Source organism: Brevibacillus sp. JB24b, from assembly GCF_051713385.1.
In the GTDB taxonomy this organism is placed as follows: domain Bacteria; phylum Bacillota; class Bacilli; order Brevibacillales; family Brevibacillaceae; genus Brevibacillus_B; species Brevibacillus_B laterosporus.
In genome coordinates this window covers 4584294-4599454 of record NZ_JBNVQV010000001.1, presented here as the reverse complement: position 1 = coordinate 4599454, position 15161 = coordinate 4584294, and the positions used below count along the sequence as shown (strand labels likewise).

General features: G+C 40.6%; 14 protein-coding genes. 10 read left to right on the top strand and 4 right to left on the bottom strand.

From position 1 onward, the window contains the following. Positions 1 to 281: 281 nt before the first annotated feature. From ACQV1I_RS21480 to ACQV1I_RS21465, 4 genes are all read left to right on the top strand, one after another. Positions 282 to 731 (top strand): LytTR family DNA-binding domain-containing protein, encoded by a 450-nt coding sequence (locus tag ACQV1I_RS21480; RefSeq protein ID WP_018673734.1) that lies wholly within the window; start codon positions 282 to 284, stop codon positions 729 to 731. After that, the gene (locus ACQV1I_RS21475; protein WP_018673735.1) at positions 731 to 1150 is read left to right on the top strand and encodes a DUF3021 domain-containing protein; all 420 of its coding nucleotides are present in this window, start codon (positions 731 to 733) and stop codon (positions 1148 to 1150) included. The genes ACQV1I_RS21480 and ACQV1I_RS21475 overlap by 1 nt, the downstream gene beginning before the upstream one ends. A gap of 193 nt (positions 1151 to 1343) precedes the next feature. Beyond that, entirely contained in the window at positions 1344 to 1751 is a 408-nt protein-coding gene (locus tag ACQV1I_RS21470) for an NUDIX hydrolase (RefSeq protein WP_116334948.1), read from the top strand. Between the two features lie 76 nt (positions 1752 to 1827). Continuing rightward, positions 1828 to 2307 (top strand): DUF2306 domain-containing protein, encoded by a 480-nt coding sequence (locus ACQV1I_RS21465; RefSeq protein WP_116334949.1) that lies wholly within the window; start codon positions 1828 to 1830, stop codon positions 2305 to 2307. A gap of 222 nt (positions 2308 to 2529) precedes the next feature. Here the strand turns inward: ACQV1I_RS21465 and ACQV1I_RS21460 are convergent, their stop codons facing one another. The 3 genes from ACQV1I_RS21460 to ACQV1I_RS21450 form a co-directional block, all read right to left on the bottom strand. After that, positions 2530 to 3705 (bottom strand): CapA family protein, encoded by a 1176-nt coding sequence (locus ACQV1I_RS21460; RefSeq protein ID WP_116334950.1) that lies wholly within the window; start codon positions 3703 to 3705, stop codon positions 2530 to 2532. 217 nt (positions 3706 to 3922) lie between these two features. Further along, complete coding sequence (locus ACQV1I_RS21455) at positions 3923 to 4213, bottom strand: DUF3817 domain-containing protein (RefSeq protein ID WP_116334951.1); 291 nt, start codon at positions 4211 to 4213, stop codon at positions 3923 to 3925. A 63-nt stretch (positions 4214 to 4276) separates the two neighbouring features. Beyond that, on the bottom strand, positions 4277 to 5626 hold the full coding sequence (locus ACQV1I_RS21450) for an MDR family MFS transporter (protein ID WP_116334952.1): 1350 nt from the start codon (positions 5624 to 5626) through the stop codon (positions 4277 to 4279). A 346-nt stretch (positions 5627 to 5972) separates the two neighbouring features. Here ACQV1I_RS21450 and ACQV1I_RS21445 point away from each other — a divergent pair, with 346 nt between their 5' ends. Continuing rightward, the gene (locus ACQV1I_RS21445; RefSeq protein WP_116334953.1) at positions 5973 to 7808 is read left to right on the top strand and encodes an ABC transporter substrate-binding protein; all 1836 of its coding nucleotides are present in this window, start codon (positions 5973 to 5975) and stop codon (positions 7806 to 7808) included. On the opposite strand, the gene ACQV1I_RS21440 is transcribed toward ACQV1I_RS21445, so the two are convergent. After that, a complete protein-coding gene (locus tag ACQV1I_RS21440; protein ID WP_116334954.1) occupies positions 7805 to 8152 on the bottom strand; it encodes a hypothetical protein in 348 nt (115 codons plus the stop codon). The two genes, ACQV1I_RS21445 and ACQV1I_RS21440, sit on opposite strands and share 4 nt — an antisense overlap. A gap of 179 nt (positions 8153 to 8331) precedes the next feature. On the opposite strand from ACQV1I_RS21440, the gene coaA reads away from it, so the two are divergent. The 5 genes from coaA to hutU all read left to right on the top strand — a co-directional run bounded on the left by coaA (position 8332) and on the right by hutU (position 15148). Then, on the top strand, positions 8332 to 9291 hold the full coding sequence (gene coaA, locus ACQV1I_RS21435) for a type I pantothenate kinase (protein WP_104032021.1): 960 nt from the start codon (positions 8332 to 8334) through the stop codon (positions 9289 to 9291). 187 nt (positions 9292 to 9478) lie between these two features. Further along, a complete protein-coding gene (hemQ, locus tag ACQV1I_RS21430; protein WP_094700979.1) occupies positions 9479 to 10231 on the top strand; it encodes a hydrogen peroxide-dependent heme synthase in 753 nt (250 codons plus the stop codon). Positions 10232 to 10419: 188 nt separating this feature from the next. After that, on the top strand, positions 10420 to 11847 hold the full coding sequence (gene aspA, locus ACQV1I_RS21425; protein ID WP_094700980.1) for an aspartate ammonia-lyase: 1428 nt from the start codon (positions 10420 to 10422) through the stop codon (positions 11845 to 11847). A gap of 127 nt (positions 11848 to 11974) precedes the next feature. Then, positions 11975 to 13192: an AraC family transcriptional regulator gene (locus ACQV1I_RS21420; protein ID WP_094700981.1), complete on the top strand. Its 1218-nt coding sequence runs from the start codon at positions 11975 to 11977 to the stop codon at positions 13190 to 13192. Between the two features lie 291 nt (positions 13193 to 13483). Next, positions 13484 to 15148, top strand: a complete 1665-nt coding sequence (gene hutU, locus ACQV1I_RS21415) for a urocanate hydratase (protein WP_116334955.1) — start codon at positions 13484 to 13486, stop codon at positions 15146 to 15148. The last annotated feature ends 13 nt before the right edge of the window (positions 15149 to 15161 follow it).

The following is a 15161-nucleotide window of genomic DNA, read 5'->3' as shown; positions in this document are numbered from 1 at the left end:
GTTATACGGATAATGCATAAGAATGATGTTTCTTATTCGCTCTACATTTTTAAACATTAGTGCTAATGTAGGGCCTCTAAATTATATTGGAAACCCTTATCCCCCTGTATTAGTCTAATCTCCTTAAACTAATAGAAGCAAATAACATAAAAAAACGGTGGTGAATATACATATCATCATCGCTTTTTTGCTACTTATTTGTCATATTGAACCACTTATATAAGAAAATAAAATATAAATAGTTTCCATGTTATATTTTATTTATGGAGTGGAGGGTGCATATGCAAATCAAATTAATCATCGATGAGAATGTAAAGGAAACAGAAATCCATATTCATACAAATGCGTATACAAATGAAATTGAACGAATTATGAGGTATTTTGAGTCTTCTAACACAGAAGTAATTGATGGTTATGTACAACAGCAAATCTATATGTTGAAAATTATAGATATTTACTTTGTTTATTCAGAAGGTTCAAAGGTTTATTTTTCAACAGATGAGGATGAATATGAATCAAAGCGTAAATTATTTGAGCTGGAAGATTTATTAAAAAAGAACTTTGTCCGTGTCAATAAATCAACGCTCGTAAATGTGTCTAAAATTTCCTTTATGAAGATGGAGAAAATAGGTATGATGCAGCTTGTGATGGATAATGGATCAACAGCTCATGTTAGTCGTATGTATTTAAAGGTACTGAAGAAGCGGCTAGGAATCGGGAGGGATGCTTAATGAAAAAAATAATCCAATCTTCACTAATAGGGGCCCTTATTGGGTTAAGTACCTCTTATATCATTCTTACAATTGTTTTATTACAAAATCAAACCAGAGTAATTAATGGGCAAGAGCTTTTGTTGGAATTGCTTTTGGCTGTATTTCTAGGAGTGGGTTGCGGTCTTATCACACTTATTTTTTACTTTGATCGTTGGCCATTTGTGGTTAAATTATCAATACATTATGTTGTTGTCTTAATACTTGTGTTTATTTGTGGTGCAATTGGAGATTGGTATGAAAATCCAGCTGAGAATCCAGTCAGGTTTCTTATGTTTATTGGAGTTCAATTAATTATTTATATCCTTGTCTGGGCGGTGCTATATTGGCTGAATTTACGAGAAATGAAAAAAATTAACGAGAAATTAAAGAGGAAATAATCTTCAGACGATACCTGTAGAAGATGTAGTGGAGATTCGTATATAATAGATTATAATGATTGCTTATACGAATGAACGGGGATCCTTTCCGAGGCAACGATACACTTGGGATTAAAACAATAGAGTGGGAAGCTAAATAGTTCCCACTTTTTTATTTAAAATCAAGAATATTTCTACAAAAAGGAGTTCATTTATGACAAACAATATTCCAAGAGTGGGTGTAGGAGCTGCAATCATAGACGAGAATAGACGTATTCTACTTGTCTTACGCAAAAAAGCACCAGAAGCCGGTTGTTGGAGTCTACCTGGAGGCAAGGTGGACTACATGGAAACGATTGAAGATGCTGTGATACGTGAAATAAAAGAGGAGCTTAATATAAATATCGTTATTGACAGCCTATTATGTGTGACAAATCATATTGTTCAAGCAGAAAATGTCCATTGGGTTGCTCCAACTTTTATAGCTCACATCGATAGTGGCAAGGTTCAAAATTTGGAACCACACGCTTTAGAGGAAGTAGGATGGTTTCCAATCGACGAATTACCGAATAACATTACGATAACCACCACTTATGCTATTGACCAGTTAAAAAATCAATAAGGACCTTCCCAGAGTCAATTGCTATGATGATTAAGGACATCATCAAGAACTTATACATAAGGAGAGGTGATGTCAGTTGAGCATTTTTCAGATACTGATTGCGTTGCATATCTTAGCAGGAACAGTATGTTTACTCACAGGATTATTGGCAATCATCATGAGGAAAAAAAGAGGTTTCCATACCATTTACGGGGAGATTTATCACGGATCGTACGTAGTGATTTTTCTGACATCCATTATAACGGCTATTTGGCATTGGGAGGAGAGCGCATATTTGTTTTTTATTGCGCTGTTTTCGTATGGATTAGCACTATATGGGTATTTAGCTAGAGAACGTAGATGGACTGAATGGGTAGGCAAGCATATTTACGGAATGCTTGGTTCCTACATTGGGGTTATTACAGCGGTTTTGGTCGTAAATCAAGCTAAGATTCCTGTTCTGAACCAGTGGCCGTCACTTTTGCTATGGTTACTGCCAACAATCATTGGTTCTCCGCTTATTGCTATGGTACAAAGACAATCTGGGAAAAGAAAAATGGCAACAAAGCATGTATAGAGCTTTACAAAGGCATCATTCTATATCTTTAATAAAAAAAGGGGCATTGCTCGCTCAGGTTGTTTATTTGAGGAGTAGCCCTTTTTCTATTCGGAAAATGGTTTTTTAATTGTTAATAGCTGTAAAATCGATATTCTTGATTCCTTTCCTGCTTTAAACGTTGCTTTGAGCGGATTCTGATTGCTAAATGATATACTCCCTGCACAGACTACTCATTCTGATTTATCCATTGTTTTCGTCTGTCCCTTTTGAAGCTGTAATTGTACCATCCTCTGCAATTTTAACTCCTGAAGAGATTGACTCTATTCGCTTTATCAATTGAAGAGAATTTTCCTCATTCATTGGTACAGCCTGACCGAGTTCCGCATGGTATGGCACCATTTTAAGCTCCTTAACTCCCTCCTTTGTCAGGGTAGCTTGTAGAACCATGGTTTCCCAGGTTTTAGGCTGTGTCGCACGGGTAAAGATGAAATTTCCCATGCTGTATGCGATCCATTTTCCATCAAGCTGCTCGAATCCTTGTAGTACATGAGGATGACCACCGACAATAAGGTCAGCCCCTGCGTTCACGAGAGCTCGGGCCAATTCTTTTTGGTGCTCTACTGGAAAATCTACTTTTTCTTTTCCCCAATGAGCGATGACAATGACTAGATCAGCTTCCTTCTTGGCAGCTTGTACGGCTTCAACTGCCCGTTTAGGATCATACATTACCGCAAGGCCAGTCTTATTTTTTCCTGCATACCAACTGGTTTCAGGAACGACACGACTAAAACCGAAAAATGCCATTTTAATACCATTACGTTCTACGAAAACAGGGGAGTAAGCACGATCAGCATTAACCCCAGCTCCTACATACTCGATTTTTTCCTTGTCCAACGTGTACAACGTATCTAATAATCCATCTTCTCCCTGGTCCATAGAGTGATTGTTGGCTAGATTGACTAGATCGATCCCTGATGCTTTCATGGCAGTAACTGCTTCCGGTGCTGATTTATAGACAAACTGTTTGTTTGCGGCTGGACTACCTTTTTCTGTGATTGGAGTCTCTAAATTGCCAATTGTATAATCATCGGCTAGAAATATATCTTTTACATGCTTGAAAGCATAGTCATAACCTTTATCCTTTAATAAAGTCTCCACATGTCCAGACATCATGATATCGCCCGCAAACGTAAGTCGAACATTCTTAGAAGTAGGGTCTGTAGAATCTGTAGAAGCATTGTTTTGAGAGGAGAAGAATTTGTCAATTTTTTCGGGAAGATAGATACAAGCGACGATAAGTAGGACTACTGTTAATAGAACAGTATTGGTCATAATAAGCAGGCGGAGTCGTTTACGTTGTTCTTGCTTCTTTTTGTTACGTCTGATTTGAAGACGACTCGGTTTTTGTTGATCCATTATTCACCTCAGGTACTAGATTTATCTATTAATAAGACGGTAAAGGAAAGAAAAAGTGACAAATTAAGGGTGGACCCCCTTTTATTCTAAGAAAACATCTGTCCTGAAAGGTTACAAATATCTTACAAAATGCTCATATCAAAATAAAAAAAGAGGCTCATGGGTAGCCTCTTCACTAGCATACTAATCATGCATTCTAAATATTACGTGTTCTTAGTTAGGCATCCTTTTTTAATCTCGAATCTAAAACAAAGGTTCCAAATGGAATAACGGATGCTAGCACAGCACCTATCGCACGGATAAATGACCATCTTAACGCAAAAGTAGCATGAGCCACAACAAATAGATAGAGAACAAACAGAACACCATGTAAGGGCCCAATCACTTGTACTCCAACGGGTAGATCAGCATAATACTTTAGTGGCATCGCGATAAACAGCAGGAGTAAGAAGGAAAGACCTTCTAAAAAGCCAATCACACGAACACGTCCCAAAACAGTTTTTAGCATAGATGGATGCGACCCTCTCTTTCATATATGAACGAATATAGTTATGACTTACGATAGTTAACACTATTTTATTACAGTTTTCTTTCGAAAGTCCACGTCTTGTCCAGTCAATTTGTGAAAATTTGGTGATCGGAAAAAGAGGATTCCAGATAAGAGCAGTAAGATTAGGCAAATGCTAAATAAGGTTTCCCCACCAAAGGTAAGCAAAACGACTCCTCCTAAGAAAGGACCAAATGTGCGTGAGATATCCCAATGAATGCCGTGCAAAGAAAAATAACGGCCACGTTCCTCTGGAGGAGCAATTTCTGAAATGTACGTATGCAAACGCGTTAGCCCGATAGTTTCTCCTACAGTCCACGTTAATTGAACCAGAATAAGGACAATCATACTTTTAGAGAATCCATACGCGACAGCAGTTACCATAAAGCAAGAGCAGGATAACAGCATCACACGTTGAAAGGAGAAGCGCTCTGTTAATTTGACCAATGGTAGCTGTAGTACCACAGATAAAATAGCTTTGATTGTTGATAGAGTTGCAATAATGGATACATAGTTAACAAAGCTTTCTTGCAAATAGATTCGGAAGGTGGTCTCAGTTTGAGCATAGAAAAAACTGATTGGTAGAGTGTAGATCATTAGCGTGAGTACATGTTTGTATCTAGTGATCAGTGTAGTAATTCGATGTAACGAGAAGAAACGATGCCTACTCGTTCCTACAGAGACATGGTTTGTTTCGGTACGATCAGAAGATCCTGCCTCTTTTTTTTCCGTTCCTGACGCCTCACACTGGTCAGATGAGGAAGAAAGAATATCAGATGAGACAGGAGCTGTTTCAGGTAATTTCCACCAGCATACAAGCATGTAAATAAATATGGATAGGGCTTCTATACCAAACAGCCAAGTAGGATCATAGTGGAATAATAGCATTCCTCCTACAGGACCTAACGCAAGACCAATATAGCTAATGGTATTGAGTAATCCGAACACTTCCACACGTTGATCATCTGTTGTGACATCAGCAATTTGAGCACGTTGAGCAGGAACAAACAATGATTGTCCCGCTCCATGCAACATGTACAGCAGGGCAAAACTAAGTACCGAGTCAGCCAAAATAAAACCTGCCATTGCTATGCTTTGCATGGTTAGGGCAAGCAGCATCACGGGTTTACGTCCTAAACGATCGGTAATACCACCCCCGAGCAATGTAACAATGATGTCGGTTAATGGTTGTAATCCGACAATGAGCATAGGTACTAGCACAGCCCCGTTTAATTTATCATGTAAGTATAACAAGAAAAATGGGGCGAGCATTGAGCTAGATAGACTCGTTATGAATGCTCCAAACATTCTGATCCAGATAGTGATATGATAGCGTTGAGTCCAATTTTTTTTCGTTGGGTTAGGAAATTTCATAACTTGATCCCCCTTTGTTTTGCTGATTGTATGGCATAGGGGAGACAAGAAAAAGAGAAGAAGAGGAAGCACTACTTTTTCCTCTTTTATAGAGGGGCAGATCTGAGAGAGATAAACAGTTGATATAAAAAGGGTTAGGAATAGTCGTCTACTACTCCTAACCAATTTTTACTTTATAAAGTAACATGTAGAGTTGGGACTATCTTTTCTGTTTTGCTTAGATTTTCATATGTACTTATCTTGTATTATATTTACAATTTTCGGATAACTTGTTGTGTAGCGGGAATCAATAGTTACGAAAATAGAGTAAATAGTGGTAGAGAATGAGTAAAAAGGAAGAGTCGTTATGTATATTTTAGATGATTTTATACGATTTCGAACGGAATTAAATCATATTCCATTAAAAGAGCCTGTTTCGATTTCGCTTGAACAAATTGCTACTTTGTTGTGCTGTACCACTCGAAATAGTAAGTTCATTTTGCAAAAATGGATTGCTCTTCAATGGATTGCTTGGATACCTGGTAGAGGAAGAGGAAATCGGTCACAGCTTTCCTTTCTAGCTGAGCCAGACGAACTAATAATTAGCCATGCACAACAGATGATTTATTCAGGGCAGGTAGCAGAGGCATTGTCACTCATACAAAAATATACGATTACTCTGCCAAAAGCTAATGAGAGATTTCAGCGTTGGTTTCGAGGGCAATTTGGATTGCAGTGGGAAAGGGAACAGGGTAAAAGGATCGAGACCTTGCGTCTGCCTCTAGGTGAACCATTAGCTATAGTTGACCCTATCCATGCATACCTACGCTCAGAGTGCCATATCAGTCAGCATATTTGTGAAACGCTGCTTCGCTATAATAAGACGTCGGGTAGTATGGAACCTCATTTGGCCTATCATATCGAAAAAAATGAATCTGGGGACCGTTGGACGATTTTTTTGCGCAAAGGGGTCTTGTTTCACCACGGGCGAGAAATGCTAGCAAGCGATGTAATTTTCAGCCTTAATCGATTAGCAAGGGAGAATTCCCCTTATCAATGGCTGACGCGGGAAATAAGAGAGATGATCCAGCATGATGATCGTGTTATTGAAATAAGGCTCACAGGTCCTCACCATTTATTTGATCGCTATCTAGGGAATGAACATCTTGCTATTGTGCCTAAGGATTATGTAGAGCAAGTAGGTGAGGATTTTGCAAGGATGCCGATAGGAACGGGGCCGTTTAAACTTATTCGAAACGATGATGGTCTGGCCATACTAGAAGCGTTTGAAAGTTATTTCGGTATTAGGCCTCATCTCGATCGTGTGCAATTTATTGCTATGCAAACAAAAGCTGATGAAATCGAAATGAAAACCACATATGGCATGTGGTATGAAATGGATGAAGTAGAGCAAAAAGTAGAGAGTCACAGGGAGGATTGGCAAAGGGTAACAAGTGATGATTGGTGTGTTCAGTACTTGAGCTGCAATCAGCGAAAATCAGGACCAATTACTTCTCTTTCATTTCGCCGAGCGCTGCAACTGATCTTATCGCCTGAACAGATGCTGCACGAACTGGGAGGTGCACGTCACGAAACAGCTACGTGTTTTGCTTCTTGGAAGCGAGATAGCTTATTTTTAGAAGAGAGCAAGCGACAATCTGATTTATGTCTTTCTGAACGTGTACATCTTTTACTTCAACAGAGCAATTACCAAGGAGAAGCCGTTCGTTTACATACTTTTACAGATCAAGATCATGTGGAAGATTGCGAATGGATCAAAGAGCGGTGTGCGATGTATGGCTTAAATATGGAAAATCATTATTATACCGTGAGTGAGCTACTGCAACCTATCACTATTGAGCAAGCTGATTTCATTCATGATAGTGCCACGATTGGTGATGATACAGAGCTATCTTTACTAGAAGTTTTTTTGTCACATAACAGTTTTGTGTATTCCCATGTAAAGGATGAGGACCGACAAAAAATTAAGATCGCGATCACTCATCTACAGAGTCTTTCCTCAGGGGTAGATAGACGGAAAGCTATCACCAAAATAGAGCAAATGTTACAACAACAGATAGCTTATCTGCCCCTTTATCGTAATCGGATAGGGCTAGTGGTTGATCCACGGTTGCGTGGAATCAGAGTTAATCGTCAAGGACATGTGGATTATCGTACATTGTGGTACAAGGATATGAGTTAAGTGAACATACGATGGAGAAAAGGAGCTAGGAATGACAATAAAATACCAATTGCTGTGACGACTAGGAATCCTAGCACAATATATAATATTTTTTCTACCACCCAAGGTAACCCAGAGTTTTGTAAGCCCCTTTTCTCTTGGAAAAATGTCATGAGAACGACAGCACTGGTAAAGATAATGGTATATCTCACCACACGTAAGATGTATTCCATCCAAGTAAGCTCTTGGGTAGTCATCCCACCAGAATACAGATGGATTTCACGCTCCTCGGGCACAATTAGAATCATGATGGCTAAACCAACAAGAAAACCATATTTTGCACTTTTGATCAACTTTTCTTCCATAAGAGAACCTCCAATTCTTTTTTTCTTGATGACTATTTTAACAGTTTTTTCCGTATTATTTGTAGGAAAATGCGAAAAAGATCATTTTTTGTAGAATTCGAAGTGGAAGCATGGAAGCTAGAAAGGTATGATGGAGTGGACATTGTTTTTGATGCATTGCCTGAGAAGGAGGACTTACCGTGGCGAACTATGCCGACAGACGAATTTATTCCCCTTATATGATTTTTTCTAGGGAAGAGTGGAGAGGGCTACGAAATGAAACGCCCTTATCCATTTGTGAAGAGGATTTAGCTGATCTAGAAGGGCTTAATGAGAAACTATCACTACAAGAAATCAGTGAAATCTATCTGCCTCTCTCCAGGCTGTTAAATTTATATGTAGCAGAATCACAAGAGTTGTACAAAGCTGCCGATACTTTTCTAGGGAATCGTTCGGAAAAGGTACCATTTATCATTGGTATTGCTGGCAGTGTCGCTGTAGGGAAAAGCACGACAGCACGCGTACTATTATCCTTGTTGAAACGCTGGCCTAATCATCCGAAGGTGGAGCTGGTTACTACGGATGGCTTCCTTTACCCCAATGAGATATTGGAAGAACGTGGCCTGATGAAGCGTAAGGGCTTTCCGGAAAGCTATGATACAACAAGGCTGATCAATTTTTTAGCAGATGTAAAATCTGGCGTTAAAGAAGTGAGTTGTCCACTCTACTCCCACTTGACCTACAATATTTTGCGTGACCAAGAGCAAATCGTTTCTCAACCCGATATCTTGATCGTGGAAGGATTAAATGTCTTACAAGTAGGACGTATTATAGATAATGAAAGCATGCCACAGGTGTTTGTCTCTGACTTCTTTGACTTCTCAATCTATGTAGATGCCAAAGAACAAGACATTCGCGAGTGGTATTTAAATCGCTTTTTATTGTTAAGACAGACAGCTTTCCAGAAACCGGCCTCCTATTTCCATCGATATGCGCAGCTATCCGATGAAGAGGCGTTGGATGTAGCTAATAACATCTGGCGGGAAATCAATGCAGTTAATTTACATAAGAACATCTTGCCTACGCGTTATCGAGCTGATTTGATTTTGACGAAGGGAAAACAACATGCCATTGAACAGGTTATGCTACGGAAGTTGTAAGATGACGCCGCTTTTGTCACAGAAAGTACAACTGTACGCCAAAGCCTAGCAAATCATTGTCTTTTCCAAAAGTTATCAGTAAGATAAAGAAGGACAGGTCTCTCGAATAAGGAAACAGAGGGCTTTTCGTGTATGTACATAGGCGGAGCAAAGGCTCACGCTAAACCATAAGAAGGGGTTGTGTCACATGTCAGCCAATGAAGCATTGCTCACGTTGGAAGGATGGTTTACCTATCATGACTTCCGGAAGATCAACTGGGAAAAATGGAAAAAAGCATCTAGCGAAGAACGCCAAGCGGCCCTTGACGAACTAACTTCCCTAATGCGCGTATGGAATGATGCAGAATCCGAGACTGGTGGTAGCACGGCTGTGTATTCTGTACTTGGACATAAAGCTGATCTATGCTTTATCTTCCTACGCCCTACAATGGGTGAATTGGATGAATTAAAAACAGCGATCAATAAAACTCGCTTTGCAGATTATACAGAGACGGATTACTCTTATATTTCCGTGGTAGAGTTAAGCAACTATGTGAACAATCCTGGTCAAGATCCTAAAGCAAATCCGCATGTGCGTGAGCGTTTGTACCCAATCTTACCAAAATGGGATCACTTCTGCTTCTATCCCATGAACAAGAAACGTGGAGAAAAAGACAACTGGTATTCCATGACAATGGACGAGCGTCGTGAATTAATGCAAACTCACGGTTTGACTGGTCGTAAATATGCTGGTAAAATCAAGCAAATTATTGGTGGCTCTGTGGGGTATGACGATTGGGAATGGGGCGTTACTTTATTCGCTCATGACCCAATTGAATTGAAACACATTGTGTATGAAATGAGATTCGATGAAGTAAGTGCGCGTTATGGTGAATTCGGTATCTTCTTGGTTGGTAACCATGTAGATGAAGAAGCCCTACTAAAAATGTTTGCGCTTTAAAAAGGAATAAATGCGTTTAAAAGAAACCGATGAGCAAAGGCTTATCGGTTTTTTGCTTTTTTACCTTTTTGCACAATATGAGATGGCCAGACCTGTTGGAATGGGGCAAACTGGTATATGATAGATACATAAGTGAACTGACAATCAATACGGCTCTAGCTAGAGCGATCAAAGACGGGGGACTAACCATGAGTATCAGTCAAGAAACACGTCAGGAGAAAGATTTTCTTGGAACAAAAGAGGTACCATTGCATGCTTATTATGGCATTCAAACGTTGCGTGCTGTAGAGAATTTTCCGATCACAGGCTATCGTATTGATGGGGAGCTAATTAAAGCGCTAGGCTATGTAAAAAAAGCAGCAGCTTTAGCCAATATGGAAGTAAAGCAGCTTTCTTCCAAATTAGGTGATCCAATCGTACAAGCTTCTCAAGAATTGATTGATGGCAAATGGCATGAGCAATTTATTGTCGATCCGATTCAGGGAGGCGCCGGTACCTCTATCAATATGAATGCTAACGAAGTGATTGCGAATCGAGCATTGGAAATCATGGGTGCGGTGAAAGGCGATTATTTTACCCTAAGCCCAAATACGCATGTAAACAAAGCACAATCCACAAACGATGCAATTCCAACAGCCGTACATATTGCGGTTCTGCGCTTAATTAATCAATTGCTAGGTACTATGGAAGCATTGAAAGATGCTTTTGTAGATAAAGCAAAGCAATTTGATCATATAATTAAAATGGGACGCACTCATTTGCAGGATGCTGTTCCAATTCGAATGGGCCAGGAATTTGAGGCATATAGCCGTGTATTGGATCGAGATATTAAACGAATTGGGCAGACTCGTCAGCACCTTTATGAAGTAAACATGGGGGCAACAGCAGTAGGTACGGGTCTAAATGCCGATCCAATCTATATTGAACGGGTTGTTAAAATTCTTGCAGAGCTGACTGAATTACCATTGGTTAGCGCAGAGAATTTGGTGGATGCTACGCAAAATACGGATGCTTATACAGAAGTATCTGCGGCTCTCAAGGTTTGTATGATCAATATGTCTAAAATTGCAAATGATCTGCGCTTACTTGCTTCTGGTCCACGTGCAGGATTAGGGGAAATTAGCTTACCTGCTCGTCAACCAGGGTCTTCTATTATGCCAGGAAAAGTAAACCCAGTAATGGCAGAGGTAGTCAATCAAGTGGCATTCCAGGTAATCGGGAATGATCATACGATCTGCTTAGCCTCTGAAGCAGGCCAATTAGAGTTAAATGTGATGGGGCCTGTGCTTGTATTTAATCTGATTCAGTCCTTGACTATTATGAATAATGTATTTACAGTGTTCCAGAAAAATTGTCTGGAAGGTATTGAAGCAAATATAGATCGTTGTCGCCAATACGTAGAAAATAGCGTGGGAATTATTACTGCACTTAATCCACATTTGGGTTATGAACCAGCAGCACGTATTGCAAGAGAGGCAACACTGACTGGCAGATCAGTACGCGAGCTGTGCTTGGACTATAATGTGTTGACGGAAGAGGAACTCGATATTATTTTAGACCCATATGAGATGACACATCCCGGAATTGCTGGCGCATCTCTTTTGGATCGCGAATAAAACGATAAAGTAAGATAATAGAAGCGACAATGTAACAAAAGGATGGGCGGTCAATTCCGATAGAATATACGGAAATGATCGTCTATTTTTGTACTATGTGAAACAAAGGGACAAAAGGAGGGAGCCGATGCTTACTTTACAACAAGCAGCAGCGATACAGGCAACATTTGCTCACGAACTGATAACAGGAACAATGGTACATGAGGCAGAGTTTATAACGCGACAGCAACAGCTACAATTAACAATTTGTCCTAAGCTTGCAATGGTGATATCACTGGATCGGTATCCTGATTTGGCAGCGAGTAAGCCTGTTGGATGGTGCCAAGAAATCGGACAGCAATTACTCAAGGTATTGCACCAGGCTTTATCTGTTCCTTTTGTGTGGTGCTGGGTCTCAGAAGGGGTTATGGTCATATTGCTTGAACTGCTAGATGGTAACGAGAACAAGCACCAGGATTTTGCTGGTCAGAAAGCTCGTCAGATCGCTTCTGAAATTGTTCAACATGCCGATGAAAAAAGGATATCGGTCTCCATCGGAATTGGGGGCGTCTATGATAATCCGCTGGATATGCAGCATTCTTATGAAGAAGCACAAATGGCTTTAAAGGATCGTTTTTTTCAAGGAAATCAGTTAGTTTTGCCCAAAAGGACGAAACAAGATAGGGATAGCAAAAGCAGAAGAAATTCGTCCATACTTAGCAAGAATCGAGCAGATGTTATCGCTAGTGTGAGAATTGGAGATGAACGCGCTACGCTAGAATCCTTGCGCACGCTGCTACAGGATATGACGATGGTGGACCAGCAGGATGTGGAGAGCTTTCAATCGGAAGTGGTTGAGATTATAACAGCTATGTCAAGGACGGTGCTAGAGCTGGGAGCAGATGCTTCCACTATTTTAGCAGAGAATGCACGATTCATTCAGGATCTCTATAAAACAATACGCTACGATACCTTCTTGCAAAAAGTGGAGCGGTATAGCATAAGTCTGGTTCAACAGGGGGAACAGCTAGGCATGAAAAAATATTCTCCTGTTATTCGAAACGCGATATTGTATTTGAAGGAACATCTAGGAGAAAAGATAGGATTGAAGGAAGTAGCACAAAATTGTTGCTTGAGTGTCTATCATTTTAGCCATCTTTTTCAGCGAGAAACAGGATACAGCTTTATTGAGTACGTTCATCATATGAAGCTACAAAAAGCTGTTATCTATTTAGAAACTACCGATTTATCTATTAAAGAAATTGCTTTTGAACTAGGATTTGAAGATGCTAATTATTTTAGTCGTCTATTCAAAAGGCATATGAACATGAGTCCACGCGAATATCGTACAGCAAGATTATGCTAGTATTTCGCAAATTACACTAGATGATTCGTAAGCGCTTTCCGGTAAACTGAAGAAAATAAACAGTCTTTTGGGAAAAATCGTATAATTACAGTTGAGTCTAGGCAACCGTCCTAAGATAAAAGGCTTTGATATCGTCTGTGTTGACCCCATACAAGACCCACGGAGAGCGACGGTAAGAGCTTCTTTATATACGATTTTGACTTTTTTAGCGGGGTATGCCAATCGAGCTCACAGCTAGTAATCCCATTGTGTTTGTAAGCAAATGTTTGCTATACGAAAGGGGAATGTAAAATGACAACAACCAATAAAAGAGTAGTGCGAGCTCCACGCGGTAATGAATTAAGCGCGAAAGGCTGGGAACAGGAAGCGGCTTTACGCATGCTGATGAATAATCTGGACCCAGAGGTTGCAGAACGTCCGGAGGATTTGGTTGTGTATGGAGGTATCGGTAAAGCCGCACGTAACTGGGCTAGTTTTGACAAGATCGTTGAATGCTTAAAAGAATTGGAAGCAGACGAGACATTGTTAATTCAATCGGGTAAACCAGTAGGAATATTCCGTACACATTCCCAAGCTCCGCGTGTGTTGTTATCTAACTCTATGTTGGTTCCCGCTTTTGCAAATTGGGAGACATTCCGTGAATTAGACCAAAAAGGCTTAATGATGTACGGGCAAATGACAGCTGGTAGCTGGATTTATATTGGAACACAAGGAATTCTGCAAGGAACTTATGAGACTTTTGCAGAAGCAGCACGCCAGCACAATAATGGTACATTAAAAGGTACCATTACTCTAACAGCAGGCATGGGCGGTATGGGGGGAGCTCAACCATTAGCGGTTACGATGAATGAAGGTGTGGTCATCGCAGTTGATATTGACGCTACTCGCATCCAACGCCGGATTGAGACTCGCTACTGTGATGTAATGGTACATGATTTAGATACAGCATGGCAGATGGCAACAGAAGCGAAGAATGAAGGTAGAGCACTGTCCATTGGTTTGGTCGGTAATGCCGCAGAGATTTTTCCAGAGATGGTTACACGGGGGCTAACGCCTGAATTTGTCACCGACCAGACCTCTGCACATGATCCTTTGAATGGATATGTACCAGTCGGTTATGGATTAGAAGGTGCAAAATCATTAAGAGAGAGCGATCCAGATCAATACATCCAACTAGCGAAACGTTCAATGGCCATCCATGTACAGGCCATGCTTGATTTACAAAAGGCAGGTTCGATCGTTTTTGATTATGGTAATAACATTCGGCAGGTTGCTTTTGATGAAGGCGTTGAGGATGCTTTTCATTTCCCGGGTTTTGTACCAGCCTATATTCGCCCATTATTTTGTGAGGGCAAAGGGCCGTTTCGTTGGGCTGCTTTGTCAGGCGATCCAAAAGATATCTATAAAACAGATGAGCTTGTCCTAAAGCTATTCCCAGAGAACGAGCATCTCCGCCGCTGGATTACGATGGCTCAGGAGAGGGTAGCATTCCAAGGCTTGCCTGCCCGTATCTGCTGGTTGGGGTATGGAGAGCGTGTCAAGATGGGGCTTGCTATCAATGAAATGGTACGAAGCGGTGAAATTTCTGCACCAATCGTTATTGGACGGGATCATTTAGATTGCGGTTCGGTTGCTTCTCCAAATCGTGAGACAGAAGCAATGAAGGATGGTAGTGATGCGGTAGCTGACTGGGCTATTTTAAATGCGTTGGTAAATACCTCTGCGGGCGCAAGCTGGGTATCCGTACATCATGGTGGCGGTGTAGGGATGGGCTATTCCTTGCATGCCGGAATGGTAGTTGTGGCAGATGGCTCGGTGGAAGCAGAAGAGCGACTGAAACGTGTACTTACAACAGATCCGGGCATGGGAGTTATCCGTCACGCTGATGCTGGTTATGATTTAGCAGTTGAAACAGCAAAAGAGCGTGGGGTTCGAGTACCAATGCTAGATATCTAAGCAAGGAAAAACG

Coding starts and splice junctions, on each gene's coding strand:
- ACQV1I_RS21440 (WP_116334954.1), bottom strand. CDS start 8,152: ATGGAAGAAAAGTTGATCAAAAGTGCAAAATATGGTTTTCTTGTTGGT.
- ACQV1I_RS21455 (WP_116334951.1), bottom strand. CDS start 4,213: ATGCTAAAAACTGTTTTGGGACGTGTTCGTGTGATTGGCTTTTTAGAA.
- ACQV1I_RS21475 (WP_018673735.1), top strand. CDS start 731: ATGAAAAAAATAATCCAATCTTCACTAATAGGGGCCCTTATTGGGTTA.
- hemQ (WP_094700979.1), top strand. CDS start 9,479: ATGTCAGCCAATGAAGCATTGCTCACGTTGGAAGGATGGTTTACCTAT.
- hutU (WP_116334955.1), top strand. CDS start 13,484: ATGACAACAACCAATAAAAGAGTAGTGCGAGCTCCACGCGGTAATGAA.
- ACQV1I_RS21470 (WP_116334948.1), top strand. CDS start 1,344: ATGACAAACAATATTCCAAGAGTGGGTGTAGGAGCTGCAATCATAGAC.
- ACQV1I_RS21445 (WP_116334953.1), top strand. CDS start 5,973: ATGTATATTTTAGATGATTTTATACGATTTCGAACGGAATTAAATCAT.
- ACQV1I_RS21420 (WP_094700981.1), top strand. CDS start 11,975: ATGCTTACTTTACAACAAGCAGCAGCGATACAGGCAACATTTGCTCAC.
- ACQV1I_RS21460 (WP_116334950.1), bottom strand. CDS start 3,705: ATGGATCAACAAAAACCGAGTCGTCTTCAAATCAGACGTAACAAAAAG.
- ACQV1I_RS21480 (WP_018673734.1), top strand. CDS start 282: ATGCAAATCAAATTAATCATCGATGAGAATGTAAAGGAAACAGAAATC.
- aspA (WP_094700980.1), top strand. CDS start 10,420: ATGAGTATCAGTCAAGAAACACGTCAGGAGAAAGATTTTCTTGGAACA.
- ACQV1I_RS21450 (WP_116334952.1), bottom strand. CDS start 5,626: ATGAAATTTCCTAACCCAACGAAAAAAAATTGGACTCAACGCTATCAT.